At 61.0% G+C, this 23,630-nt stretch carries 24 protein-coding genes; 14 read left to right on the top strand and 10 right to left on the bottom strand.

The genetic code is table 11. The features are described from left to right. Positions 1-296 precede the first annotated feature (296 nt). A complete protein-coding gene (asd, locus tag ABLV64_RS02655; protein ID WP_004205825.1) occupies positions 297-1,415 on the top strand; it encodes an aspartate-semialdehyde dehydrogenase in 1,119 nt (372 codons plus the stop codon). A 140-nt stretch (positions 1,416-1,555) separates the two neighbouring features. On the opposite strand, the gene ABLV64_RS02660 is transcribed toward asd, so the two are convergent. From ABLV64_RS02660 to hpxW, 5 genes are all read right to left on the bottom strand, one after another. Beyond that, positions 1,556-1,978, bottom strand: a complete 423-nt coding sequence (locus tag ABLV64_RS02660; RefSeq protein WP_032426163.1) for a GNAT family N-acetyltransferase — start codon at positions 1,976-1,978, stop codon at positions 1,556-1,558. A gap of 86 nt (positions 1,979-2,064) precedes the next feature. Beyond that, a complete protein-coding gene (gene hpxZ / locus ABLV64_RS02665; protein ID WP_002905421.1) occupies positions 2,065-2,451 on the bottom strand; it encodes an oxalurate catabolism protein HpxZ in 387 nt (128 codons plus the stop codon). After that, entirely contained in the window at positions 2,448-3,845 is a 1,398-nt protein-coding gene (locus tag ABLV64_RS02670) for an AtzE family amidohydrolase (RefSeq protein ID WP_004151874.1), read from the bottom strand. The genes hpxZ and ABLV64_RS02670 overlap by 4 nt, the downstream gene beginning before the upstream one ends. Further along, a complete protein-coding gene (gene hpxX, locus ABLV64_RS02675; protein WP_002905357.1) occupies positions 3,842-4,027 on the bottom strand; it encodes an oxalurate catabolism protein HpxX in 186 nt (61 codons plus the stop codon). Before hpxX ends, ABLV64_RS02670 begins: the two co-directional genes overlap by 4 nt. 10 nt (positions 4,028-4,037) lie before the next feature. Beyond that, the gene (gene hpxW, locus ABLV64_RS02680; protein WP_217324872.1) at positions 4,038-5,624 is read right to left on the bottom strand and encodes an oxamate amidohydrolase; all 1,587 of its coding nucleotides are present in this window, start codon (positions 5,622-5,624) and stop codon (positions 4,038-4,040) included. A gap of 179 nt (positions 5,625-5,803) precedes the next feature. On the opposite strand from hpxW, the gene hpxU reads away from it, so the two are divergent. The 7 genes from hpxU (at position 5,804) to hpxK (ending at position 12,205) form a co-directional block, all read left to right on the top strand. Beyond that, positions 5,804-6,643 carry a MurR/RpiR family transcriptional regulator HpxU gene (gene hpxU, locus ABLV64_RS02685; protein WP_004176115.1) on the top strand — a complete coding sequence of 280 codons (840 nt, stop codon included), beginning with the start codon at positions 5,804-5,806 and terminating at the stop codon, positions 6,641-6,643. Between the two features lie 214 nt (positions 6,644-6,857). Then, a complete protein-coding gene (locus tag ABLV64_RS02690) occupies positions 6,858-7,643 on the top strand; it encodes a transporter substrate-binding domain-containing protein (RefSeq protein WP_012968181.1) in 786 nt (261 codons plus the stop codon). Positions 7,644-7,652: 9 nt separating this feature from the next. Beyond that, positions 7,653-8,318 (top strand): amino acid ABC transporter permease, encoded by a 666-nt coding sequence (locus tag ABLV64_RS02695; protein ID WP_099441758.1) that lies wholly within the window; start codon positions 7,653-7,655, stop codon positions 8,316-8,318. After that, a complete protein-coding gene (locus tag ABLV64_RS02700; RefSeq protein ID WP_002905295.1) occupies positions 8,318-8,974 on the top strand; it encodes an amino acid ABC transporter permease in 657 nt (218 codons plus the stop codon). The genes ABLV64_RS02695 and ABLV64_RS02700 overlap by 1 nt, the downstream gene beginning before the upstream one ends. Continuing rightward, entirely contained in the window at positions 8,955-9,692 is a 738-nt protein-coding gene (locus ABLV64_RS02705) for an amino acid ABC transporter ATP-binding protein (protein ID WP_002905293.1), read from the top strand. Before ABLV64_RS02700 ends, ABLV64_RS02705 begins: the two co-directional genes overlap by 20 nt. Positions 9,693-9,707: 15 nt before the next feature. Continuing rightward, positions 9,708-10,949, top strand: a complete 1,242-nt coding sequence (locus tag ABLV64_RS02710) for an alanine--glyoxylate aminotransferase family protein (protein WP_043519588.1) — start codon at positions 9,708-9,710, stop codon at positions 10,947-10,949. Beyond that, positions 10,946-12,205: an allantoate amidohydrolase gene (gene hpxK / locus ABLV64_RS02715; protein ID WP_217324875.1), complete on the top strand. Its 1,260-nt coding sequence runs from the start codon at positions 10,946-10,948 to the stop codon at positions 12,203-12,205. Before ABLV64_RS02710 ends, hpxK begins: the two co-directional genes overlap by 4 nt. A 32-nt stretch (positions 12,206-12,237) precedes the next feature. Here hpxK and ABLV64_RS02720 read toward each other — a convergent pair whose 3' ends face one another. Further along, positions 12,238-13,215, bottom strand: coding sequence for a nitronate monooxygenase (locus ABLV64_RS02720; RefSeq protein WP_217324876.1), 978 nt, complete (start codon positions 13,213-13,215; stop codon positions 12,238-12,240). Positions 13,216-13,389: 174 nt separating this feature from the next. Between ABLV64_RS02720 and ABLV64_RS02725 the strand changes: the two genes are divergently transcribed. After that, on the top strand, positions 13,390-14,295 hold the full coding sequence (locus ABLV64_RS02725; protein ID WP_072206860.1) for a LysR family transcriptional regulator: 906 nt from the start codon (positions 13,390-13,392) through the stop codon (positions 14,293-14,295). A gap of 88 nt (positions 14,296-14,383) precedes the next feature. Then, positions 14,384-14,872, top strand: a complete 489-nt coding sequence (locus tag ABLV64_RS02730) for a hypothetical protein (RefSeq protein WP_004205841.1) — start codon at positions 14,384-14,386, stop codon at positions 14,870-14,872. 229 nt (positions 14,873-15,101) lie between these two features. Here ABLV64_RS02730 and ABLV64_RS02735 read toward each other — a convergent pair whose 3' ends face one another. Further along, positions 15,102-16,202, bottom strand: a complete 1,101-nt coding sequence (locus ABLV64_RS02735) for an NADH:flavin oxidoreductase/NADH oxidase (protein WP_217324877.1) — start codon at positions 16,200-16,202, stop codon at positions 15,102-15,104. 107 nt (positions 16,203-16,309) lie between these two features. Then, positions 16,310-17,917 carry an FAD-NAD(P)-binding protein gene (locus ABLV64_RS02740; RefSeq protein WP_100050858.1) on the bottom strand — a complete coding sequence of 536 codons (1,608 nt, stop codon included), beginning with the start codon at positions 17,915-17,917 and terminating at the stop codon, positions 16,310-16,312. A 276-nt stretch (positions 17,918-18,193) separates the two neighbouring features. Between ABLV64_RS02740 and ABLV64_RS02745 the strand changes: the two genes are divergently transcribed. Then, positions 18,194-19,426, top strand: a complete 1,233-nt coding sequence (locus tag ABLV64_RS02745; protein ID WP_348842947.1) for an MFS transporter — start codon at positions 18,194-18,196, stop codon at positions 19,424-19,426. A gap of 39 nt (positions 19,427-19,465) precedes the next feature. Here ABLV64_RS02745 and ABLV64_RS02750 read toward each other — a convergent pair whose 3' ends face one another. Then, positions 19,466-20,380: a DMT family transporter gene (locus tag ABLV64_RS02750; RefSeq protein ID WP_017900280.1), complete on the bottom strand. Its 915-nt coding sequence runs from the start codon at positions 20,378-20,380 to the stop codon at positions 19,466-19,468. 202 nt (positions 20,381-20,582) lie between these two features. On the opposite strand from ABLV64_RS02750, the gene ABLV64_RS02755 reads away from it, so the two are divergent. Further along, the gene (locus ABLV64_RS02755; protein WP_130944717.1) at positions 20,583-21,683 is read left to right on the top strand and encodes an iron-containing redox enzyme family protein; all 1,101 of its coding nucleotides are present in this window, start codon (positions 20,583-20,585) and stop codon (positions 21,681-21,683) included. On the opposite strand, the gene ABLV64_RS02760 is transcribed toward ABLV64_RS02755, so the two are convergent. After that, positions 21,659-22,237 carry a TetR/AcrR family transcriptional regulator gene (locus tag ABLV64_RS02760; RefSeq protein WP_004205853.1) on the bottom strand — a complete coding sequence of 193 codons (579 nt, stop codon included), beginning with the start codon at positions 22,235-22,237 and terminating at the stop codon, positions 21,659-21,661. The genes ABLV64_RS02755 and ABLV64_RS02760 overlap by 25 nt on opposite strands. A gap of 152 nt (positions 22,238-22,389) precedes the next feature. Here ABLV64_RS02760 and ABLV64_RS02765 point away from each other — a divergent pair, with 152 nt between their 5' ends. Then, positions 22,390-22,992, top strand: coding sequence for an HAD-IB family hydrolase (locus ABLV64_RS02765; protein WP_023318284.1), 603 nt, complete (start codon positions 22,390-22,392; stop codon positions 22,990-22,992). A 71-nt stretch (positions 22,993-23,063) separates the two neighbouring features. After that, complete coding sequence (locus ABLV64_RS02770) at positions 23,064-23,600, top strand: GNAT family protein (RefSeq protein WP_017900284.1); 537 nt, start codon at positions 23,064-23,066, stop codon at positions 23,598-23,600. The last annotated feature ends 30 nt before the right edge of the window (positions 23,601-23,630 follow it).

Below are 23,630 nucleotides of genomic sequence, written 5' to 3' on the forward strand. Positions count from 1 at the left end.
TAACAAGGTGGCTTTTGCCAGCAAATTGACATAGTCACTATCAAAATGCAAGTAACCATTTATGGCAGCCAGGGGAGAAGCCACTGCCGTTCCGCTACGTCGTTTCTCCCTTTGAACAGTCTCCGCCGCCTTATATCTGCCTGACCGTAATAAGAGATAACTATCGCTGATGGCAGATGAAACATTTTAATAATGATAAAAATCGATGTGCTGGGTAATGACCTTTATTGGGGGATACGATATAAGGTATGGCGACACTCAAATTAACATTCTCATAACTTTTTAAGGTTAAATAAATGAAGCAGGTGGGTATTGTTGGCTGGCGGGGCATGGTTGGCTCAGTATTGTTGCAGCGCATGATCGAAGAAAATGATTTCGACGATATTTCAGCGCATTTTTTTAGTGCCTCCAGTGCGGGTGCCGCTGGCCCGGTTATTAATGGTAAAAGCGACAAACTGAAAGATGCGAATTCCCTTAGCGCCCTCGCCGAAATGGATATTATTATAACCTGTCAGGGCGGGGATTATACCAAAGCCATCTATCCTGCGTTAATTAACTCTGGCTGGCAAGGGTACTGGATTGACGCCGCTTCGGCGCTGCGGATGGATGACAACGCCTGCATTATTCTCGACCCGGTCAACCGCGATAATATCGATCGCGCGGTAAGAGCGGGAATGAAACTGTTTGTCGGCGGCAACTGCTCCATCACGCTGAGCCTGATGGGGCTGGCCGGGCTGATCAAGGCTGACCTGATTGAATGGATGAGCGTGATGACCTATCAGTCTGCCTCCGGGGCGGGCGCCAAACAGGTGCGGGAATTCATCGCGCAAAGCGCGTATATCAGTCAGCATTTATCTGCGGATGAACTGACGGCATCAGGTTCCGTGCTGCCTTTAGTCAATAAAGTGAGTGAGTTGATTAATAGCGCCGGCATGCCGGTGGAGAATTTTGGCGTCCCGCTGATGGGCAGCATCATTCCGTGGATCGACAGCGATCTTGGCGATGGAAACAGCCGCGAAGAATGGAAGGGCGAGGCGGAAACCAATAAAATTCTTGGCCTTGCGCCCGGCACCATTCCGGTCAATGGCTTATGTATTCGGGTCGGCGTAATCCGCTGCCACAGCGCTGCCATTACCCTTAAACTGAAACGTGAGGTCAGCGAAGCGGAATTTGCTGAGTTAGTGACCCATTCCCATCCGTGGGTAAACTATATCCCCAATAATAAGCAAGAGAGTGTCAGTAAATTGACCCCGGCTGCTATTAGCGGCTCGCTGCAGGTGGGTATTGGTCGCTACAAGAAAATGTCGCTAAATAATGAACCGATTTATTCAGTATTGACGGTGGGCGATCAGCTGTTATGGGGCGCGGCGGAACCTTTACGCCGCATGTTAAATATCCTGCTGGGCAAAGTGTAACTGATATTATCCGGACAAAAAGCACCTGCCTCAGGTGCTTTTGTTATATCCGGAAGGCACCCGGGCTGCATTACCGCAATATTAACGAACATGTTGCTGTTCATGCGCCGCAATCGCTCCGTTTAAAGACTTCCTGGCGGCTAAGACAAACGTTTAACGAAGCGTTTGCGGACTTCCTTATAGCCGTTAGTTTCATAAAATTGATGCGCTCTGGTTCTGTTTTCACTGCTTGAAAGCTCAATATGAGCGCATTGTTTATCGCGGGCGAGGCGCTCTGCGGCATGGAGAAGCTGGTGGCCTATCCCTGAACCCCGTGACGATTCCTCTATCACCAGCGCGGAAATTAATGCCCACAATCGGTTTTCATGTACCGGTAAGATAAAATTGATAACGACCACGCCACACACGGTGTTTTCTGCTTCAGTCACCAGCGTATGCATCATACTTTGGGGTTCAGTGATGCGTTGCGCTAAGATCGCCGTCTCCGTCTGATAGCCCAGCTGCAGAAATAGCGTTTTCAGCGCGGGGATATCTTTTGATTCAGCAGCCCTGATTAACACCATGACCATCGTCTCCTCACGTATTGATACCGGGCGGGTGCGGGCCGGTGGATAGCCACATTCCCCCGGCCCGCGTCAGTGTATGCCTCTCAGTCCATCAGACTGACCTGGGCGGCGACAATCCGCCAGCCGTAGGGAAAGCGCACCCACGTTTGCTGCTGACGCCCAAGGCGCGCGCTGCCTTCGCGGGTAAACTCGGTGCTGCATACCGCCATGTCCGCGCCAAAGGTGGTGATGGTGGTATGGCGCAGGTCGCGGGCCAGACCGGCGGCGGGGCGGGCGGCGCGAAAGGCGCGGATCGCCTCAATGCCATACAGATTTTCGCCGGCCCCCAGCCGCACGGTGCGCGGATCGTGCCAGAACAACGCGTCCAGCGCCTCGATGTTATTGCTGACCAGCGCCTCTTCATACTGATAAAACGCCGCCGTCACCTCGGCGAGGATCGCCGGGCGGTCTACATTGTCCAGATTGATCATGCTGCACTCTCCGCCACTCGGGCATCGGTAACGCCCATCGCTTCCAGCGCTCGCGCGGCGCGAAGACAGGCTTGTTCGTTAAACGGCGCGGCTATCAGCTGCAGGCCAATCGGCTTGCCGCTGGCGGTACGCAGGGGCACGGTCACCACCGGCAGCCCGAGGAAGGAGATCGGCTGGGTCAGCATACCCATGCTGGCGCGCACCGGCAGCGGCTGGCCGTTAATCACCATCTCCTCGGCGCCAATCGGCGTAGCGCTGCATGGGGTGGCCGGGGCGATCAGCACGTCGGCCTGACTGAACAGGGATTTCATCGCCTGACGGGCATGACGGCGGAAGCGCTGGGCCTGCAGATACCACGCCGAGGGGATCATCGCCCCGGCCAGCAGCCGCTCGCGGGAGTGGGGTTCAAAGCGCTCGGGCGACTGGCGAAGATCCGGCAGATATTGATTGCCGCCTTCGCTGGCGCTGATGATAAAAGCCGCCGAGCGTGCCAGGGCGGCATCCGCGAACTGCAGCTCGCTGTCGGCGCCCAGCGCGTGGGCGACCCGATCCACGGCCGCCCGGGCGTCGTCATCGCACCAGGTGGTGAAATAGCCCCCCAGCCGCGCGCAGCGCAGACCCTCCAGCTCCCGATCCAGCAGGTTGCCGGTGCGCTCGCTGGCTTTATCGGCCTGAAAGTCATCGGCCGGGTCGCGCCCCTGCAGGGCGTCATACACCGCGGCGAGGTCGGCCACCCGGCGGGCAAAGGGACCAATATGATCCAGACTGGCGACAAACGGATGGCTGCCGGAGCGGGAGAGGCGGCCGAAAGTGGGTTTCAGGCCAAAGATCCCGCACAGCGACGCGGGGACGCGGATCGAGCCGTTGGTGTCGCTGCCGAGGCTGAAATGGACCAGCCCGGCGGCCACCGCTGCGGCCGAACCGCCGGAGGATCCGCCGGCGATCCGCGACAGATCGTGCGGGTTGCGCGTCGCGCCATAGTGGCTGTTTTCGGTGGTGAAGCCATAGGCGTAGGCATCCATATTGAGCATCCCGCTGAGCAGGGCGCCGGCGCTGTGCAGCTGGCGCACCGCCCAGCTGTCGCTGGCGGCCGGCGGCCGGCCGCTCAGCAGCTCCGCCCCGGCGAGGGTGGTGTGCCCGGCGACATCAAACAGATTTTTCACCGCGTAGGGAATGCCCGCCAGCGGCGGCAAGGGGCGCTTTTCCCGGCGCAGGGCGTCGATGCTGTCGGCCTCCGCCAGCATGCGCTGGGCGGTGACCTCGGTCCAGGCGTTGATCTGCGGATTAACGCGGGCGATATCGTCCAGCGTCTGGCAGGCGATCTCCCGGGCGCTCAGTTCGCCATCGTGCAGCGCACGCTGGATCTCGGCGATGGTGAAATGGTGAAGTGTCATGCTTTATACACCCCCGCAATGTCGTCGCGCGGCCCGAGGGGATAGTCCATCAGCGGCTGCGCCATGGCGGCGATACGGGAAAACTGGCGCTCCAGCTCCTCACGGCGCGGCGCCTCCAGCTCCAGGCGCAACAGGTGGGTCATCTGCGTCAGATACTCGCTCCAGTCTGGCTGTGTGGTCATGGTCTGCTCCTTAGTATCCGGCGGCGGCGCCGTTGCTGCGTGGATCGGTAGCCCCTTCAAGCAGGCCATTGGGATGGCGGACAATGGCCCCGGCGTGGCCCATCGCCTCGCTGAAATCGGCCAGCACTTCCACCTCGTGCCCCAGATCGCGCAGACGCGCGATGCAGGCGGGGGCAAAGCGTCCCTCCAGCTTCAGTGAATCCGAGGACTGGCCCCAGGTGCGGCCCAGCAGCCAGCGCGGACGGGAGATGCTCTCCTGCAGCGGCGCCCCCTGCAGGATATAGCGGGTAAACAGCGCGGCCTGGGTCTGCGGCTGACCGTCGCCGCCCATCGAGCCATAGACCATCACCCGGCCATCGTTCAGGCGCGCCGCGGCGGGGTTGAGGGTATGGAACGGCTGTTTGCCAGGGGCCAGCGCCAGGAGATGCTGCGGATCGAGGCTGAAGGCCGCCCCGCGGTTTTGCCAGACGATCCCGGTGTCCGGGATCACCACGCCGCTGCCAAACTCGTGATAGATGCTCTGAATGAATGACACCGCCAGCCCGCTGTTATCCACGACGCCCATCCAGACGGTATCGCCCGGTCCTTTGCCGCCGCCCCAGGGAGAAGCGCTGGCGTCGTCGATGCTGTCGGCCAGCGGCTGCAGGGCTTCCGGGGTGAGCAACGCCTGAACATCCACATCCAGATGGCGCGGATCGGTGATATGCGCATCGCGCAGGGCAAACGCCCGCTTGGTGGCTTCGACGATACGGTGCACCGTTTGCGCCTCGTCGGCGTCGGCCATGTTCAGACGGTCGGTGATGCCGAGGATCGCCAGCGACACCAGCCCCTGTGTGGGCGGGGCGAGGTTCCACAGCGTGCCCTGCCGGTGCTGAAGGGTCAGCGGCGCCGGACGCCGGGCGCGGTGGGCCTGCAGGTCGCCGAGGGTGACGGGCATCCCCAGCGCGGCCATCCCCTGGGCGAGACGTTCAGCCAGCGGACCGCGATAGAAACTGTCGAGACCGTCGCTGGCCAGCATGCGCAGGGTACCGGCGAGGGCGGGCTGGCGAAAGCGGCTGCCGGTCCGGGGGGGCTCGCCCGCCATCAGCCAGGTTTCGCTGAAGCCTGGCTGATGGCGCAGCTCTTCCAGTTTGCTGGCGGTGGCATGGGCCTGCGAGGCGGTGACCGGAATGCCGTCTTCGGCATAACCGATCGCATCGGCCAGCAGGCGCGCCACCGGCAGCGCGCGGCCGGTTAAGTCCCGTGAAATCCGCAGCGCCTCGTCCCAGCCGCTGACGGTGCCGGCGACGGTCAGCGCGGCCTGCGGCCCCCGGTGGGGGATATGCCGCTGCCCGGCATAGGCCGCGAGGGTGGCCAGCGACCCGGCCGCACCGCTGGCGTCAATGGCGATGGGGTCTCCCTCAGGCGGCACGATCAGCCAGAAACCATCCCCACCCAGGCCGTTCATGTGGGGGTAGACGACGGCGATGGCCGCGGCGGCAGCCACCATCGCTTCAATGGCGCTGCCGCTCTCGCGCAAGATGGCCAGCGCGCTCTGGCTGGCGAGGTGGTGGGGAGCGACCGCCATGCCGTGGGTCGAAACGTTGCTACTGTGCATAAATTATCCTTTCTGAACGAATCACCCGCAGAACACTGCAAAAGCTGTTCCAGCTCTGAACGTTTCGTTTCATTGATAAAAACAATGATCAGAATTTTCCCGCTGGCACGCTATGTGTAAGGCATAGCAGATACAGTATGATGAGGGATGGATGATGAAACGAAAGTTACAGGGGCGCTATGCAACAACTCGATGAACGACTGAAAGGGCAATACGCCTCGCTGTCGCCGCAGGAACAGCGGGTGGCTGATTTCATCTTTGACCACTTTGATGACCTGATAAGCTACAACAGCGCCGAGCTGGCGCAGCTGAGCGGTGTATCGAAAGCCACCGTCAGCCGGCTGTTCAAGCGCCTGGGCTATGACAAATATAAGGACATGCGCGATGAACTGCGCACCCTGCGCCAGAGCGGGATGCCGCTGACTGATCAGCGCGACGCGGTGCAGGGTAACACGCTGCTGGCGCGTCATTATAAGCAGGAGATGGCGAACCTCACCCAATGGGTCAACGCCCTTGACGCGCGCCAGTTTGCCGAGGCGCTGACGGCGATGGTGGCCGCGCGTCGTATTGTGGTGATTGGCATGCGCAATGCCTATCCGGCGGCGCTGCACCTGCGCCAGCAGCTGCTGCAGGCCCGCGGTCAGGTGCTGGTGCTGCCCCAGCCTGGGCAGAGCCTCAGCGAAGAGCTGGTCGATCTGACCGCCGATGATCTGGTGGTGATGATGGCATTTCGCCGGCGGCCGCGGATCGTCCGCCCGCTCCTGCAGCAGCTGCAGCGAGATGGTGTGCCGGTCCTGTTAATGTGCGAGCCGCAGGCCCACAGTCTGTTCCCGCTCTCCCGCTGGCAGCTCTGCGCGCCGTTGGACAGCGTCTCGGCTTACGACAGCTATGCCTCGGTCAACAGCCTGATCAATCTGCTGGCCAATGCCTTTCTGCACGAAACGCTCGATAGCGGTCGTCCGCGCATCCACGATATCGCTACGCTTTACCAGCAGCTGGACGAGCTGGAACAACGCTGATGGGGCGCCAGCGTGGTGCTGTGCATCAATATGGTGCATATTGTTCCGCGTTCTGGCGCCGTCGTTTTTTGTTCTTCGGCTCCTTACTGCCTGTCCTTTCTCACTTTTAGCTTAAATTCCTCGCCAACCCGCGCATCGACCGTATCTGGCACATTAGTTGCAAAAACAGATTCAAAGAATCTTTTGTTTCATGCTAACGTAACGGGTAAACATCATGAAGAAACTGTTGATCGCACTGGCCGGGGCCGCTTGTCTCCTTTCGTCTGTTTCTGCCGCGCAGGCTGACCAGCTCCAGGATATTGAAAAACGCGGCGTCATCCGCATTGCCGTGCCCCAGGATTTTCCGCCGTTCGGCTCGGTGGGGACTGACCTGCAGCCGCAGGGGTATGACATCGATATGGCGCGCTATCTGGCGAAGTCGATGAAGCTCAAGCTGCAGCTGGTCCCGGTGACCAGCGCCAACCGCGTGCCGTATCTGCAGACCGATAAGGTGGACCTGGTGATCTCCAGCCTCGGCAAGAACGCCGAGCGCGAGAAAGTGATCGACTTCAGCCGCGCCTACGCCCCGTTCTTCCTCGGGGTGTTTGGCCCGAAAGGGGCGGAGCTGAAGGACGCGGCCGCGCTGAGCGGTAAAAGCATCGGCGTGACCCGTGGGGCGGTGGAAGATATGGTGCTGACCAGCGTGGCGCCGCAGGCGGCGCAGATTAAGCGCTACGAGGACAATAACACCACGCTGTCGGCCTATCTGTCGGGCCAGGTGCAGTATGTCGCCACCGGTAACCTGGTGGTGGCGGCCATCTCCCGGCAGAACGCTGACAAAGCGCCGGTGCCGAGCTTTATGCTGAAGGACTCGCCGTGCTTTATCGGGCTGAAAAAGAACGAACCGGCGCTGAAGGAGAAAGTGGATACCCTGATCGAGCAGGGCATTAAGGACGGCACCCTCAACGGTTTGTCTGAGAAGTGGCTGAAAGCGCCGCTGCCTGCCAGCCTCGGCGCGTAAGGTCTGTGGATGACGGAGCAACTTCATTTTTCTGAGCTCTGGCCGCACTGGCCGGAGCTGCTGGCCGGTCTGTGGGTGACGGTGCAGCTGACGGTGCTGGCGACGATCGGCGGACTGGCGATTGGGATCCTCGGGGCGGCGATCCGCAGCGGCCGCCCGGGCGTCCTCAGCCGGATCTGGGGCGGATATGTGGAAATCATCCGTAACACGCCGTTCGTGGTGCAGCTCTTTTTTATCGTTTTTGGTTTACCGAACCTGGGTCTGAAGATGACCGCCGGCGAAGCGGCGCTGCTGGCGATGGTGGTTAATCTTGGGGCTTACAGCACCGAGATCGTGCGCGCCGGCATCCAGGTGACGCCGAAAGGCCAGTGGGAGGCCGGACGCGTGCTCGGGCTCAGCCGGACGCAAACTTTCGTTCGCGTGGTACTGCCCCCGGCGCTGCAGCGGATTTATCCGGCGCTGGTTAGCCAGTGCATCATCGTGATGCTCGGCTCGTCGGTGGTGTCGCAGGTCTCCTATGAGGAGCTGACCTTCGCCGCCAACCTGATCCAGTCGCGGACTTTTTTGAGCTTTGAGGTCTATCTGGTGACCACCGGGATCTACTTAGCGTTATCGATAGCGATGCGCCAGCTGCTGATGGCGGCGGGGCGTAAATGGCTGGGGGGGCAGGCATGATGACCACCTTTACCGACTGGGACATTATCCGCAACCTGCTGCTGGCCGGTCGCTGGACGGTGCTGCTGTCGCTGGTCGCGTTCACCGGCGGGGCGCTGGTGACCTTACCGCTGCTGCTGCTGCGCCTGACCGGCGGACGGCAGGTGAAACGGCTGATCCGCGGCTACGTCGAACTGTTTCAGGGGACGCCGCTGCTGATGCAGCTGTTTCTGGCATTTTTCGGCGTGGCGCTGTTCGGCATCGACGTCTCGGCATGGACCGCGGCGTCGGTGGCTCTGACGCTTTATACCAGCGCCTTTCTGCTGGATATCTGGTTCGGCAGCATTCGCGCGCTGCCGAAAGGCCAGTGGGAAGCCTCGCGCTGTCTCGGGCTGAGCTTCGGCCAGACCCTGTACCGGGTGGTGGCGCCGCAGGCGCTGCGCATCGCCATCGCGCCAACGGTGGGGTTCGCCGTGCAGGTGATCAAAGGCACGGCGCTGGCATCGATTATCGGCTTTGTGGAGCTGACCAAGGCAGGAACCATGCTGACCAACGTCACTTACCAGCCGTTTAAAGTGTTTGCCCTGGTGGCGCTGGGCTATTTCATTCTGTGCTATCCGCTGTCCCGCTACAGCCGTTATCTGGAGAACAAATTCAATGCCTCTCATCACCATTAATCAGATGCAGAAGTACTACGGCGACAACCATGTGCTGAAGGGCGTCGATCTGGATATCGACATGGGGGAAGTGATCTCGATCATCGGCCGCAGCGGCTCGGGCAAAAGCACCCTGCTGCGCTGCATCAATGGTCTGGAGGGGTACCAGGAGGGGAGCATCAAGCTCGGGGGCATGACCATCACCGACCGCGATTCCCAGGCCCGGGAGATCAGCCGCTCCATCGGCATGGTGTTTCAGAACTTTAATCTCTTTCCGCACATGACGGCGCTGGAGAACGTCATGCTGGCCCCGCGGCGGGTGCTGAAGAAGTCTCAGGCCGAATGTCGCGAGCTGGCGCAGCGGATGCTGGAGAAGGTCGGTCTTGGCGATCGTCTGGATTACTATCCGGCCAACCTCTCCGGCGGCCAGCAGCAGCGCGTGGCCATCGCCCGGGCGCTGGCGATGTCGCCAAAAGTTTTACTCTGTGACGAAATCACTTCGGCGCTTGACCCGGAACTGGTGGGCGAAGTGCTGAAGGTGCTGGAGCAGCTGGCGGCGGAAGGCATGACGCTGATCCTCGTCACCCATGAAATGAATTTTGCCCGCGAAGTGGGCGACCGCGTGGTGTTTATGCATCAGGGGCGCGTCTGGGAGCAGGGCGACAGCAAAACGCTGTTCGCCAGTCCGCAGACAACCGAACTGAAACAGTTTATCTCCTCGGTGCGCGGTCTTAACTAACGTAAGGAATGGCAGATGGATATCACTCAGTTTTCGCAAATTAACCCGCCGCAGCGCCTGCTGATGGGCCCGGGGCCGATCAACGCCGACCCGCGCGTGCTGCGCGCCATGGCGAGCCAGCTGGTGGGTCAGTACGATCCGGCGATGACCCACTACATGAATGAAGTGATGGCGCTGTACCGCGGCGTATTTCGCACCGAAAACCGCTGGACGATGCTGGTGGACGGCACCTCCCGCGCCGGTATCGAAGCGATTCTGGTGTCGGCGATCCGGCCGGGTGACAAGGTGCTGGTGCCGGTGTTCGGCCGGTTTGGTCATCTGCTGTGCGAGATTGCGCGCCGCTGCCGGGCAGAAGTACACACCATCGAGGTGCCGTGGGGGGAAGTCTTTACCCCGGACCAGGTTGAAGACGCGATCAAGCGCGTGCGACCGCGCCTGCTGCTCACCGTGCAGGGCGATACCTCGACCACCATGCTGCAGCCGCTGGCGGAGCTGGGAGAGATTTGTCGTCGCCACGATGTGCTGTTCTATACCGACGCCACCGCGTCGCTCGGCGGCAACCCGCTGGAAACCGACGCCTGGCAGCTGGACGCGGTGTCCGCCGGGATGCAGAAGTGCCTGGGCGGCCCCTCCGGCACCTCGCCCATCACCCTCAGCCCACGGATGGAAGAGGTCATCCGCCGCCGCCGCTGCATTGAGCAGGGGATCCGCACCGATGCCCACCACGATGGCGTCGACGAGATGATCTACTCCAACTATTTCGATCTCGGCATGGTGATGGATTACTGGGGGCCGGAGCGCCTTAACCACCATACCGAAGCGACCTCGGCGCTGTTCGCCGCCCGGGAGTGCGCGCGCCTGATCCTTCAGGAGGGACTCGACAACGGCATCGCCCGCCACAAGCTGCACGGCGATGCGCTGCTGAAAGGGATCCAGGCGATGGGGCTCGAGACCTTTGGCGACCTGCGGCACAAAATGAATAACGTGCTGGGGGTGGTGATCCCCAACGGGATCAACGGCGATCAGGTGCGGAAGCTGATGCTGGAAGATTTCGGCATTGAGATTGGCACCTCGTTCGGCCCGCTGCACGGTAAAGTCTGGCGCATTGGCACCATGGGCTATAACGCACGTAAAGACTGTGTGATGCAGACGCTCAGCGCGCTGGAGGCGGTGCTGAACTACCTCAAGTTCACCACCACCCAGGGCGCGGCGATGCAGGCGGCCTGGGATCACTACCGCAACGAGGCCACCCTATGAGTGATACCGTCCGCCAGCTGGCGGAGAGAGAGGCGGCCGCCAGCCGGGTGATGGCGCGCGCCGACCAGCTGGCCGCCCTCAGCGAAACCGCCGACGCCCTGACCCGGGTCTATCTGTCGCCGGAGCATCTGCAGGCCAACCAGCTGGTGGGCCAGTGGATGCAGGCCGCCGGCATGATGGTATGGCAGGACAGCGTCGGTAATATCTGCGGTCGCTATGAAGGCGTGCAGGAGGGCGCGCCGGCGGTGCTGCTGGGCTCTCATCTCGACACCGTGCGCAACGCCGGGCGCTACGACGGCATGCTGGGCGTACTGGCGGCGATTGAGGTGGTCCAGCGTCTGCACCAGCAGGGGCGACGGCTGGCGAAGGCTATCGAGATCGTCGGCTTTGGCGATGAAGAGGGCACCCGCTTCGGCATCACCCTGCTCGGCAGCCGCGGCGTTACCGGCACCTGGCCCGAAAGCTGGCTGTCACAGTGCGATGCCGACGGGGTGAGCGTCGCCCAGGCGCTGGTGAATGCCGGACTCGATCCGGCGCGGATCGCCCATGCCGCCCGCAACCCGCAGGATATCGCCGCCTATCTCGAACTGCATATCGAGCAGGGGCCGTGCCTGGAGCAGGCGGGTCTGGCGCTCGGCGTGGTGGAGGCGATTAACGGCGCCCGCCGCCTGACCTGCCGCTTTACCGGCGAAGCCGGCCATGCCGGCACGGTGCCGATGCTTCATCGTAAGGACGCGCTCGCCGCGGCGGCGGAATGGATGGTGCAGGTGGAAAGCCTGACCCGGCAGCGCGGCGGCAACCTGGTGGCGACGGTCGGCACCCTGCGCTGTGCGCCGGGCGCGGTGAACGTGATTCCGGGCGAGGTGCAGCTGACGCTGGATATTCGCGGCCCGCAGGATGCACCGCTTGCGGCGCTGCTGGAAGAGCTGCTGGCGCAGGCGCAGGCCATTGCCGGGCGCCGCCAGCTGAGCTTCACCGCCGAGGAGTATTACCGTATCGCCGCCACCGCCTGCGACATTCAACTGCAGGCGGTGCTGAGCGAGGCGGTGACGGCGGTGCAGGGGCGTTCACTGACGCTGCCGAGCGGAGCAGGGCATGACGCCATCGCCATCGCCGAGCGCTGGCCATCGGCCATGCTGTTTGTGCGCTGCCTGGGGGGCGTCAGCCATCACCCGGCGGAGTCGGTCACCGCCGCCGACGTCGGGCTGGCTATCGATGCGTTCTCCTGGGCGGTAGAGAAGGTAGCTGACGCCTGATCGCGCCCGTTGCCGAGCCCCGGCTGGCGGTTTCACACCGCCAGCTGGTTGACTACCTCGGCGACGGAGGCGATGGCATGGATGTTGCCGATCCCCGCCCCCAGCGAGATATACCCCTCATCGGTATTCCCCTCCAGCATGCCCAGCCGCATTCCGCGCAGACCGCCCATCGCCTGGGCCAGCTCGGCCTTTGAGGCTCCGGCCCGGTCCATGGCCACCAGCTTGTCGCTCAGTTTGCCAGGCAGGGCGCGGTAGTAGTCCGGCAGCGTGCGAAACAGCCGCAGATCCAGGCCGTTGGCGGCGAGAATTTTCGCTTTCACCGATTCGGGAACGCGACTTTCAACGGTGCTGATGAATACCGAACCGGCGAAGACGCCCTCCGCCCCCAGGGCATGAGCGGCGCGCGCGCCCCGGGCGTCGGTGATGCCCCCCGCGGCCATGACCGGTACCCGCTGAACGGCGTCAACGATCAGCGGGACGATGGTGAAGGTCCCGAGGGCGGTACCCGGCAGCGTGCCGCCTTCGTCAAAGCCGGTGGCGACGATGATGTCCGCTCCGGCCTGCTCCGCGCGACGGCTGTTCTCCGGCGTCGGGTTAATATCGCGGTAGATAATGGTGATCCCGGCGGTTTTCAGCTCATTGAACAGCGCCGGTTTTAACGAACCGTCTCCGTAGCCGGTGTAGACCACCACCTTAACGCCTTCCTCTTTGATCACCGGCAGGATCGCCGGCGTCCAGATGTCGTTTTCCGCCGTCGGGATCAGGTTGACGCCAAAGGGTTTCTCAGTCAGCTGTTTGGTTTTGCGGATCTCTTCGCGCATTTTCTCTGCCGTCGCCTCCGGCGTGGAGACGGCGGTTGCCGCCGTCAGGCCGGCGTTCGGGCCCAGCACCCCGAGACCACCGGCGTTGCCGACGGCCGCCACCAGACGAGCATCGGTCAGCCAGGAGAGCGGGCCCTGGACTACTGGTTTTTCAATACCCAAAATGCGGGCCACACGGTTAGTTTGCATGATATTTTTCCTTGTTCGTTAATGAGTTATCAATTTCTTCGCCCCAGCGATGCGGCAATGAGGGCAGTGTAGGCGCCTTTATTGTTTTTAAAAATGAGCAAAAACTTTCATCACTGTTATTAAATTGGTAATAATTGAGGCAGACGAAGAGACGGGGAGCGGGCCGTTATGCAGATGAATCTGTTTGAAAATATTAAAATCTTTATTGAAATCGTCGACGCCGGCAGCTTTGCCCAGGCGGCGGAAAATTTGCAGATCCACCGGCCGGCGGTGACCAAAGCGCTGCAGCAGCTGGAGCGGGAGAGCGGTGTCAGGTTGCTGCAGCGCACCACCCGCCGCCTGTATCTCACGCCGGAAGGAGAAGAGTTTTATCGTCGCAGTAAACCGCTGCTCTCCCAGGCCGACGATCTGCTGGAGTCGTTCGCGCCGGACCGGCCGATCCGCGGCCAGCTACGCGTCGATATGCCAATCGCTTTTGCGCGGCTGCTGGTGATCCCGCATCTGGCGGATTTTTATCAGGCCCATCCGGAGGTGGAAATTGTCCTCAGTAGCTCCGATGTGCGCCGGGATATGCTGCGCGATGGGCTGGATTGTCTGCTGCGGGTGGGGGATCTGGAGGATGGCGACTATGTGGCGCGCTCGCTGGGGGAGGTGGCGTTAACCACCTGCGCGAGTCCTGCGTATCTGGCTCGCTATGGAGCGCCCGCCACGCTGGAGGAACTGCAGTCGCACCTGGCGGTGAACTGGGTAAACAGCAGCAGCCGACAGATTATGCCCTGGCGATTCCAGACCCCGGAGGGCATCAGGCAGATCGCCATCCCCGGTAAACTGGTGCTGGACAACTCAGAAGTTTTTACCGCCGCCGGGCTGGCAGGGCTGGGCATGCTGCAGGGAATGCGATTCTTTCTACAACCCTATATCGACAGTGGGGAGCTGGTAGAAATTCTGCCGGACTTCCCGGCGCCGCGTCGGCCACTGTCGCTGCTCTATCCGCACCGGCATCTCTCGCATAAGGTGCGGGTGTTTGCCGAGTGGCTGCAGGGGCTGGTGGCGACGCTGGATCGACCGGTGTCGCCTTGACTCTGCTGGCTGAGCGTTTATATATAAAATGTGAATGCTATTAAGGCAATAAATCACAAGGCTGGATAATGACTCAACCTGTAAGGGAATGCTGATGAAACTCTGGAATAAAACACTGCTTGCTTCCGCCCTGTGCCTGACCCTGTTTGGCTGCGACGATGCGTCGAAAGTGGATAACAAACTGGATAAGGCCAAAGATAATGCGGAGCAGATGAAGGATGCCGCGGCGGACAAAGCCCAGGCGATTAAGCAGGATGCGGATAAGCAAATTGATACGCTGAAAAGCCAGGCCGACGCCGAGGCCGATCGTCTGAAGGATCAGGCCAGCGCCATCAAGGCGGAGGCGGACAAGAAAGCGGATGCCATCGCCCAGCAGGCGAAAGCCCAGGCCGATGCGGTGAAGCAGAACGCAAAGCAGGAAAGTGACCGCATAGTCAAAGAGGCGGGTCAGATTAAAGACAACGCCATCGGTGATGCCAATCAGCTTTCGGCGGAAGCGGCGAGCAAAACCAAAGCCATTCAGGACAGTATCGCGAAGGATAAACAGAACACCACGCCACCGCCCGCCCAGCAGTAACTCGCGGTGTTTGCCGGGCCGTCGCCCGGAAATATAGGGAGCGGAGCCTGATAGATTGCCCGGCGGCGCTGCGCTTGCGCGGGCCTACGCAGGGGGCGGGTTGGCTGCGCAATGACCGGGCATCACCCTTTTGTAGGCCGGGCAAGGCGACGCCGCCCGGCATATGGACCGCAATAACATCCTGCTGAGGGGTATCTTACGATACCCCTTTTTTATGCCCGCCGCGGGTTCAACGGTTTGGCAGCAGGGTGCCTTTCAGGCCGTGTGGCTCGGAGCGCAGATATTGCGAAGGAACGTGAACCTGGGCGCCGAGGCTGGCGGCAGCGTGCCATGGCCAGTGCGGATCGTAGAGCACGGCGCGGGCGAGGGCGATCAGGTCGGCATCGCCATTCTCCAGCGCCGCTTCCGCCTGCTGCGGGTCGGTGATCAGCCCTACGCCAATCACCGGGATGGCTACCTGCTCGCGAATGTCGCGGGCGAAAGGCAACTGGTAGCCCGGCCCGACGGTGATGGCCTGCAGCGGCGACAAACCGCCGCTGGAGACATGGATATAGTCGCTGCCCAGCGCTTCCAGCTGCTGGCTGAACTGAATGGACTGCTCGCCGTCCCAACCACCTTCAACCCAGTCGGTAGCCGACAACCTGATGCCCACCGCCATGGCGTTGCCCACCGCCTCGCGGATTGCCTTAAACACTTCCAGCGGATAGCGCATTCGGTTTTCCAGCGAACCGCCATACTCGTCACGGCGCTGATTGCTGAGCGGTGAAAGAAACTGGTGCAGCAGATAGCCGTGAGCGGCGTGCAGCTCAATCAGCTCAAAGCCCAGGCGTTGGGCGCGCAACGCGCTGGCGACAAAGGCCGCTTTGATGCGTGCCAGATCGGCATGGCTCAGCTCGGCCGGGGCGCGGTCGCCGTCGTGAAACGCCACCGCGGAGGGGGCGACGGTTTGCCAGCCGCCCTGGTTGAGCGCCAGCTGATGGCCACCCTGCCAGGGGGCTGCGCAGGAGGCCTTGCGCCCGGCATGCCCCAGCTGGATCCCCAGACGGATCGGTGACCAGGCCCGGATATCCTCCACCACGGCACGCAGGGCGTTTTCGGTTTCATCATCCCATAGCCCCAGATCCCCAGGCGAGATACGTCCCGCCGGCTCTACTGCCGTGGCTTCCAGAATTAACAGGCCGGCGCCGGAGAACGCCAGCTGCCCGAGGTGGATCCGGTGCCAGGAGGTTGCCTTCCCCTCGTCGGCAGAATACTGACACATGGGGGCGATAACGATACGGTTATCCAGCGTCAACTGACCAATACGCGTCGCGCTAAAAAGATGACTCATGAGTACCTCGTAAATGTTAGACGTGGTCTTGCACGGGGGCGAACAGCCACTGTTTATAGCACGCCTGCTGGCCCCCCTTTATTCGGATATTGCGTTTAAACGTCCTGCTATTCGATAAACCAGAGACGACGCCGCCGGCCAGTTGCCTGCTGGGAGACCGCGCGGGCCATTGCGCTGCCAATCTCGGCGCTGGCCGTCAGCCCCTGGACAAAGGGGCGATCGTGCATCAGCCAGGGAAGAGCGCCGAAGGCGACCCGGCCGCGCACGGCCTCCGGCGCCTGCAGCGTGTAGTCATCGCCAACGTCAGGAATAGCGTCGCCGCAGGCCAGCAGCTGCTGGCGCAGTGAAGGAAAGGGCAGATCACGGGTTTTCAATGCTTTCTGTCCGCGGGCATCGATAAAGACATCGAATTCACAGCGCTGCTGATGATGGACAATCAGCGTCCGGTCAGACTCGCGCTGCAGCTCGTAATCCTCACCCAGCGCCACAATTCGCAGAATGCCCGCCCGGTGCAGAGCCAGCAGCCGGCGAATGGACTCCGGCGGGATCGCGGCGTAGTTATCAATAAACACGCGGGCGAGCCCCTGGCGGAAGCGACGGCTGTCCTCGTCGTTGAGCTGCGGCACCACGGTTTCAATCGCCTCGTGCAGGCGGAGAATGGCATAGCGCCAGGGCACCGTGTGGCGCTCACGCTTATTGCGCTCCACCTCCTGCAGATTGTGCTGCGCCCACTGGAAGGGGTCATGGGTGAGACGATCAGCAAACCAGGCGTCGGCGATGCTGTCAGGCGTCAGCTGGCGCAGCCCCGTCGCCTCGCACCATGCCGGGGCGGCATATTCCAGCTCATGGACGATCAGCTGGAACACCCGATCCAGCAGGCCGTCGCAGCCCTCAGCGACGGCCGCCTCAAGGGCGGCGGGGGTGGCTATCTCCAGCGGCTCCCACGGGATCGGGCAGTAAAAATCGGCCTCCGGCAGCACGCCGTTACGTGACATCAGCGTGATCTCCAGCGCGTCGCTGCCGGGATGCAGGGAAAAATGGGTGGTTTTGTCGTGCTCAGTATGGAAAACGCCGTGGCGGGCCACCACCGCCACGGCGGCATCAATCGCGCTTAAGGAGGTCCCGAGGATCCCGACCCGACAGGGGGCGATGCGGGCCTCCATCAGGCCGGTCCACGGACTGGGGAAGTACTGCCGGCTGGCGCGTTCTTCTTCAGGCCACAAATGGCCGGTGGCAATCACCACCAGATCGACCATTACCGGCTGTGCCGCGCCGTCGGTGTGGATGGCGATCCCGACGGGCTGCACCGCAATATCTGTGACCTCACAGGACTCGCAGACGCTCACCACGAAGCCGGCGTCTCTGGCCCGTTGCACAAGATATAGAAAGCGGTCGCGGTAGTACTCGCCGAGGATCACCCGCGGCAGAAACTGGCGCTCATGCAGAGCCTGCCGTTCAAGACCGCGCGCCGCCAGCCAGTCGTCGCTCTGCTGCTGCAGCCATTGCAGATAGGTCAGGTCAATAGGGGGGATCTCAATGCTGGCAATATTGGCCAGCATCTGCGCCGCGGTATTATCGTCGCTATAGGGCATACCCACCCCGGCCTGCGCCTCTTTTTCAAACAGCGCGATCGATAGCGGCTCACCACGCTTCACCAGTTCATACAAGGTGTAAATCCCCGTCGGCCCGGCGCCGACGATGGCGATTCTCTTCATGATTCTCTCCCTTCCTGTGGGTGGATGCGGCATCTGGGGCAGTGCACTGAAGCCAGCCTGTCCTTAATTCTGGTCGAAAATTAGCGAACCGGTGGGCCGTCGCACGCAATTTGAAACAAATTAGCGTGCTAATAAACTTGCCGACGGCTGGAAAAGGGGTGTAATTAACAAAAGAGCAACTTTCTATACAAACAATTTACACAAGCGGTGGCACCAGCCTGCTCTGCCGGACGCCGCGCAAGCTCCCGGCAACGCCGTCGGGATAGGGATGACAAGATGCACGGCTGGACTTCACGACAGCGCAACGCGGCGATCGCCAGTTTTTTAAGCTGGACGCTCGATGCTTTCGACTTTTTCCTGTTGGTTTTTTTACTGAGCGATATCGCCCACTCGTTTCACGTCGACCTTGAAGAGGTCACCCTGGCGATTCTGCTGACCCTTGCCGTGCGGCCTGTCGGCGCGCTGATCTTCGGCAGGGCGGCGGAAAAGTTTGGCCGCAAACCGATCCTGATGCTCAACATCGTTTTCTTCTCCGCCTTTGAGCTGCTCTCCGCCGCGGCGCCGTCGTTGATGCTGTTTTTTCTGCTGCGGGTACTGTACGGCGTGGCGATGGGCGGGATCTGGGGCGTGGCTTCGTCGCTGGCGATGGAGACGATCCCTGACCGCTCGCGCGGCCTGATGTCCGGTCTGTTCCAGGCGGGGTATCCTTTCGGCTATCTGCTGGCGGCCGTGGCCTACGGGCTGTTGTTTACACAGCTCAGCTGGCGCGGGATGTTTGTCATTGGCGCCGCCCCAGTGCTGCTGTTGCCGTTTATCTATTTCTGCGTCGAGGAGTCCCCGGTCTGGCTGGCGGCACGGCAGAGTAAAGCGAGCACGGCTCTGCTGCCGGTGTTGCGTAGCCACTGGAAGCTGTGCCTGTACCTGGTGGTGCTGATGGCGGCCTTTAACTTCTTCTCCCACGGGACGCAGGATCTCTACCCGGTCTTTTTGAAAGTCCAGCATGGCTTCGAGCCTAAAACGGTCAGCATTATCGCGGTGTGCTACAACATCGCCTCGATCATCGGCGGGGTTTTCTTCGGCTCGCTGTCGGAGAAGATTGGCCGGCGCAAAGCGATTATGAGCGCCGCCCTGCTGGCGCTGCCGGTGATCCCGCTGTGGGCTTTCGCCAGCGGCTCGCTGGCGCTGGGGGCCGGGGCGTTTCTGATGCAGTTTATGGTGCAGGGCGCCTGGGGGGTGATCCCTACCTGGCTCAACGAACTGGTTCCGGCCAACACCCGGGCAGTGCTGCCCGGCTTCGTCTATCAGTTGGGGAATCTGCTGGCCTCGGTGAATGCCACCCTGCAGGCCTCCATTGCCCAGCACCACGGGCATAACTACGGCCTGGCGATGGCCCTGGTGGCCGGGACGGTGGCGATCGTCATTACCATTCTGACCTTCTTTGGCCGTGAGGGCCGGGTGGCGCAACCTGCCGGGACGGCGCCTCACCAGCCGCTCTCCACCAGCCGTTAAGTGCTGACGCCGGGCGTTGTCAGACGCCCGGCAGACAAGCTAACCGCGCAGGCGAACCGTCGCCGCCTGGCGTTTCTCCAGCGAGCAGATGCCAATCCCCAGCATAATGAACAGCGCGCTGAACAGGTGCCAGGCATGGGGCTGGGTATGCAGGAAGAGGATGCTCAACACCCCGCCGGAGAGCGGGATGATATGGGTGTAAATTTCCCCCCGCGTGGCGCCAATCGTAGCGATACCTTTATTCCAGAAAAGATAGGCCAGCCACGACGGGAAAATCACCAGATAAGCCAGACCGCTAAGGAAAAACGGCTCGCGCCAGGCGGTCCAGTCCTGCGCCGGGTGGCGCATCAGCCAGAAGGCGACGATTGGTAGCAGGAGCAGGGCGCCGAGCAGCGAGCTGACGGCGACAAAGCCATTCGCCGGGATGCGGCGGTCCTTCAGACGTAACAGCGAACAATAGAGCGCCCAGCTCAGCGCCGAACCCATCGCCCACAAATCGCCGACGGAAAAAGTATGCAGCGAGGCGGCATGCAGCGGATTCCCCTGGAATAAGAGGATCATCACGCCAAGAGTGCTGAAGACCACCCCCAGCCAGTTGCGGGCCGATACCGGGTCGCGAAAAATCAGCCGGTTAATCAGCAGCACCATGCTCGGCGTGGCGGACATATAGATGGCGGCGTTGAGGGCGGAGGTAGTTTGCAGACCGATATAGAGCGTGAGCGGGAAACTGACCTGACCGCACAGGGTGAGCACCAGCACCGCCGGGGCGTTTTCCTGCAGCAGGTGACGACTGTCGGCAATCTGCCGGCGGTAGAGCAGGCCCAGCAGCAGCGCCGTCAGCGCCCACCGCGCTTCGGTCATCAGGATCGGATCCACGCCCTGAACCAGCACGTGACCGACAACGTAATTCCCCCCCCAGAACAGGGCGGCCAGCGTCAGTAACAGATAGGGCATAGTGATTCCTTGTGTCGTTTGTCACTGTACTTGATGGTAACGTTATTATTTTTATAATATCAATAATATTTTAGTGGTTTTTGTTTGTTTTGTTTAAATTTTTTAACAAACAGAATGTTAGTAATATGAATGAAATTTACGTTGCCGCATTGTGAGCGGTACTATACCGTATAGTCGCCATGCATTTCACAGGGATAAATTCATGCGTAATACCGACAATGGGGTCATTGGTCGTGACCAAACCGCGGTGATGGCCAGGCTGGCGCTGGATGAGTTAATTGACCAGCTTCTGCACAGTAACGCGCTGTCGCTGAAGCTGACGGCCAATCCGCAGGTCGCCGACAGAGCCTGGCATCTGGCTGAGAATACCTGCATCCGCGCCTTCTCTGCTGACGACCCGCAGGCCAAAAAGCGCGCGCACCATGCGCTGTTCATCCTCTATCAGTCCTGGCTTGCCGACCCGCTCTCGCCGGCGGCTGCCAATCAGTTTCATCCGCTGCTCTCCGGGATCCGAAATTACATTGAGTCTGAGTGGCTGCGGGCGGAAAGCAAACGTTTCCATCGCCAGAGACCGGTGCTCAATGCCGGCAATATCGTCGACGAACTGCGCGCTCTATGCCAGCAGCACCCGGCGTCTCATCATCCGCTGTTCGATTTCCTTGCCAGCGAGGCCTCCGCCGCGCAGATCGACTATTTCTTCAAAAGCGACAGCGCGCTGAATCTGCTTTTCTTCGATCTGGTGGCGATGGGGCTGGTGGGCTCGTTGCCGGAAACCCGCGCCGAGATTGCGCAGAATCTGTGGGATGAGATAGGTCAGGGCAGCACTGAGATCACCCACGTCAATCTGTATAAGGATTTACTGAAGCGGCGGAATATCGCCTTACCGGACAATCATTTCGCCCATCTGTACGAGTGGCAGGGGCTGGCCGGGTATAACGCCTTTATGGTCGGCGGCGTAAATCGTCAGCATTACTACAAATCACTGGGGGTGATGGCGATGACCGAACTGCTCGACCCGCCGCAGTATGAAAAACTGGTGGCGGGCTGTCGGCGGATTGGGCTTTCCGATCGCGACGTGCATTACTATGCCGAACATATCACGGTCGATATCGGCCATGCGGACGGTTGGCTGAACAATGTGATTGTGCCGATTGGCAAAAAACATCCGGCGGCGATGGAGGAGGTCTACTTTGGCGCCGCGCTGCGCCTGCAAACCTGCAACGATTACTATGATGGCCTGCTGGCGGCGCTGCAGTCGCTGGACGGCAGCGCATCATCTCACAGCGTACCGCCTTCTGAGTAAATAAGCGCTTTGGCCGCGCTCCAGGCGGTCGTCCCCGGCGGGATCTCCCGGCATTCGGCGGACTCGGCCTGCTGGGCGGCGATGGCGCCATCGATGAGCATCACCATCATCATAGCGACCCGTTCGGCAGGCTCTGGTTTTAATACCAGAGTCAGGATATCGCGGAAAAACTGCCACAGGCGCGACTTGAACCGGGAGCACTGCTCCCGGATCGCCGGCGATGACGCGCCATATTCGAACAGCGCGCGGGTGAACATGCAGCCGTGGAACGTTTCGCAGGTCAACCAGCACTGATAGTAGTCGAACACGGCGAACAACTTCTCCCGCGCGGTGGCTTTATCCGCGGTGATCTGCGTCAGATCCTGCATAAACTCGCTCTCTTTTTGCCGGAGGATAGCCAGAATGAGCGCCTCTTTATCGGCATAGTAGCGGTAGAAGGTCATTTTGGAGATGCCGGCATGCTCAGCAATCCGCTCAATGCTGGGGGACTGATATCCTTCGCGATTAAACAGCGCGCTGGCGTGGCGGAGAATGTCCGCTTGTTTTGGCTTCATGCGTTTTCCTGTCGACTGGTTCGCTGTCACGACGGCCGGAGACACGGCCGTCCTGCGACAGCGGTGCATTATGCCGGATATTGCCGCCAGGCGGAAAAAAGTAAATCAGCCGCACCTTAGCGGCGCCGGTGTGTCTGTATAAGGTTACAAGGATGAAGAAGAACATTGCCTTTTTTGACTTCGATGGCACGATCACCCACGAAGATACGTTTACCCCTTTTATTTATCAGTCCCTCGATGCGAAAGCCATTCGTCAGGGCAAATTGCGGCTGTTGCCGTATATTCTCGCCTGGAAAATGGGCTGGCTTTCCGCCTCTGCCATCCGGCAAAAAGTATTTCATTATGCTTTTGCCGGGAAATCGCAACCTGAGATTCTGCAGCGCGGGAACGATCATAGCCAGGTATTTATTCCCCATACACTGCGGGAGAACGCGATGCAGCGCATAGCCTGGCATCAGGCGCGAGGGGACACCGTGGTGGTGGTTTCAGCCTCGCTGGATGTCTATCTTCGACCGTGGTGCCAGCAGCATAATCTTGAGCTGCTGTGCAGCGAAGTGGAATTCCAAAACGGGGCAGCGACCGGAAAGTATCAGGGTGGAGACTGCAGCGGTCTGGCCAAAAAAGCGCGTATCCTGGCGAACTACTCCCTGGCCGATTACGAGGAGATCTTCGCCTACGGCGATACGCCGGAAGATTTCGCCATGCTGGCGCTGGCCACTACTCAAATCTATCGCTGGGATGAGGCTCCGCCATGAGCCTGGCAGCGCCAGGCTACGCAGGTTAAGATGGCGCGCGATTGCCCGTCTCACCAGGAAGAAGAGAAGAGATGATGTTACCCCTGACCACGCCCCGGCTGCTGCTGCGCCGGTTCAGAACGGAAGATCTGCCGTCTTTCAGCCATTATCGCAACCTGCCGGAGGTGGCCCGCTTTCAGAGCTGGACCCACTACAGCATGGCAGAGGCGACAGCCTTCTATGAACAACAGCGTTCGCTGGCCTTTGCTGAGGATGAAAGCTGGTTCCAGCTTGCCGTAGCGATCCAGGCCAACGGTGCGCTGGCGGGAGATGTGGGGATCCACTTTTTCGATCAGGGCAGACAGGCCGAGCTGGGGATGACCTTTTCCCCGGCATATCAGCATCAGGGGTATGCCCGGGAAGCCATGCGGGCGGTGATAGCCTTACTCTTTGAGCAGTTAGCCCATCACCGGCTGATAGCGGTGGTAGACACTCGCAATACCGGGGCGATCAAACTCCTCGAAGGGCTGGGCTTTCGTCGCGAGGCGCATTACCGGCAGAATATCTTTTTTAAAGGCGAGTGGGGCGATGAGTATCTGTACGCGCTGCTGCGCAGCGAATATCAGTGAAGTGACGGCATGGCCGTCACTTCTGTCCGG

Origin of the sequence: Klebsiella sp. JB_Kp031 (assembly GCF_040064295.1) — a bacterium.
GTDB classification, from domain to species: Bacteria; Pseudomonadota; Gammaproteobacteria; order Enterobacterales; family Enterobacteriaceae; genus Klebsiella; species Klebsiella quasipneumoniae.

What these genes read in the sequence shown, in the direction of transcription:
- ABLV64_RS02725 (WP_072206860.1), top strand. Translation starts at nt 13,390, where the DNA reads ATGAATCTGTTTGAAAATATTAAAATCTTTATTGAAATCGTCGACGCC.
- ABLV64_RS02770 (WP_017900284.1), top strand. Translation starts at nt 23,064, where the DNA reads ATGATGTTACCCCTGACCACGCCCCGGCTGCTGCTGCGCCGGTTCAGA.
- ABLV64_RS02695 (WP_099441758.1), top strand. Translation starts at nt 7,653, where the DNA reads ATGACGGAGCAACTTCATTTTTCTGAGCTCTGGCCGCACTGGCCGGAG.
- ABLV64_RS02750 (WP_017900280.1), bottom strand. Translation starts at nt 20,380, where the DNA reads ATGCCCTATCTGTTACTGACGCTGGCCGCCCTGTTCTGGGGGGGGAAT.
- ABLV64_RS02740 (WP_100050858.1), bottom strand. Translation starts at nt 17,917, where the DNA reads ATGAAGAGAATCGCCATCGTCGGCGCCGGGCCGACGGGGATTTACACC.
- ABLV64_RS02670 (WP_004151874.1), bottom strand. Translation starts at nt 3,845, where the DNA reads ATGACACTTCACCATTTCACCATCGCCGAGATCCAGCGTGCGCTGCAC.
- ABLV64_RS02755 (WP_130944717.1), top strand. Translation starts at nt 20,583, where the DNA reads ATGCGTAATACCGACAATGGGGTCATTGGTCGTGACCAAACCGCGGTG.
- ABLV64_RS02700 (WP_002905295.1), top strand. Translation starts at nt 8,318, where the DNA reads ATGACCACCTTTACCGACTGGGACATTATCCGCAACCTGCTGCTGGCC.
- ABLV64_RS02765 (WP_023318284.1), top strand. Translation starts at nt 22,390, where the DNA reads ATGAAGAAGAACATTGCCTTTTTTGACTTCGATGGCACGATCACCCAC.
- ABLV64_RS02705 (WP_002905293.1), top strand. Translation starts at nt 8,955, where the DNA reads ATGCCTCTCATCACCATTAATCAGATGCAGAAGTACTACGGCGACAAC.
- hpxZ (WP_002905421.1), bottom strand. Translation starts at nt 2,451, where the DNA reads ATGATCAATCTGGACAATGTAGACCGCCCGGCGATCCTCGCCGAGGTG.
- ABLV64_RS02660 (WP_032426163.1), bottom strand. Translation starts at nt 1,978, where the DNA reads ATGGTGTTAATCAGGGCTGCTGAATCAAAAGATATCCCCGCGCTGAAA.
- hpxW (WP_217324872.1), bottom strand. Translation starts at nt 5,624, where the DNA reads ATGCACAGTAGCAACGTTTCGACCCACGGCATGGCGGTCGCTCCCCAC.
- ABLV64_RS02730 (WP_004205841.1), top strand. Translation starts at nt 14,384, where the DNA reads ATGCTGATGAAACTCTGGAATAAAACACTGCTTGCTTCCGCCCTGTGC.
- ABLV64_RS02720 (WP_217324876.1), bottom strand. Translation starts at nt 13,215, where the DNA reads ATGCAAACTAACCGTGTGGCCCGCATTTTGGGTATTGAAAAACCAGTA.
- ABLV64_RS02690 (WP_012968181.1), top strand. Translation starts at nt 6,858, where the DNA reads ATGAAGAAACTGTTGATCGCACTGGCCGGGGCCGCTTGTCTCCTTTCG.
- asd (WP_004205825.1), top strand. Translation starts at nt 297, where the DNA reads ATGAAGCAGGTGGGTATTGTTGGCTGGCGGGGCATGGTTGGCTCAGTA.
- ABLV64_RS02760 (WP_004205853.1), bottom strand. Translation starts at nt 22,237, where the DNA reads ATGAAGCCAAAACAAGCGGACATTCTCCGCCACGCCAGCGCGCTGTTT.
- hpxU (WP_004176115.1), top strand. Translation starts at nt 5,804, where the DNA reads ATGCAACAACTCGATGAACGACTGAAAGGGCAATACGCCTCGCTGTCG.
- hpxX (WP_002905357.1), bottom strand. Translation starts at nt 4,027, where the DNA reads ATGACCACACAGCCAGACTGGAGCGAGTATCTGACGCAGATGACCCAC.
- ABLV64_RS02735 (WP_217324877.1), bottom strand. Translation starts at nt 16,202, where the DNA reads ATGAGTCATCTTTTTAGCGCGACGCGTATTGGTCAGTTGACGCTGGAT.
- ABLV64_RS02710 (WP_043519588.1), top strand. Translation starts at nt 9,708, where the DNA reads ATGGATATCACTCAGTTTTCGCAAATTAACCCGCCGCAGCGCCTGCTG.
- ABLV64_RS02745 (WP_348842947.1), top strand. Translation starts at nt 18,194, where the DNA reads ATGCACGGCTGGACTTCACGACAGCGCAACGCGGCGATCGCCAGTTTT.
- hpxK (WP_217324875.1), top strand. Translation starts at nt 10,946, where the DNA reads ATGAGTGATACCGTCCGCCAGCTGGCGGAGAGAGAGGCGGCCGCCAGC.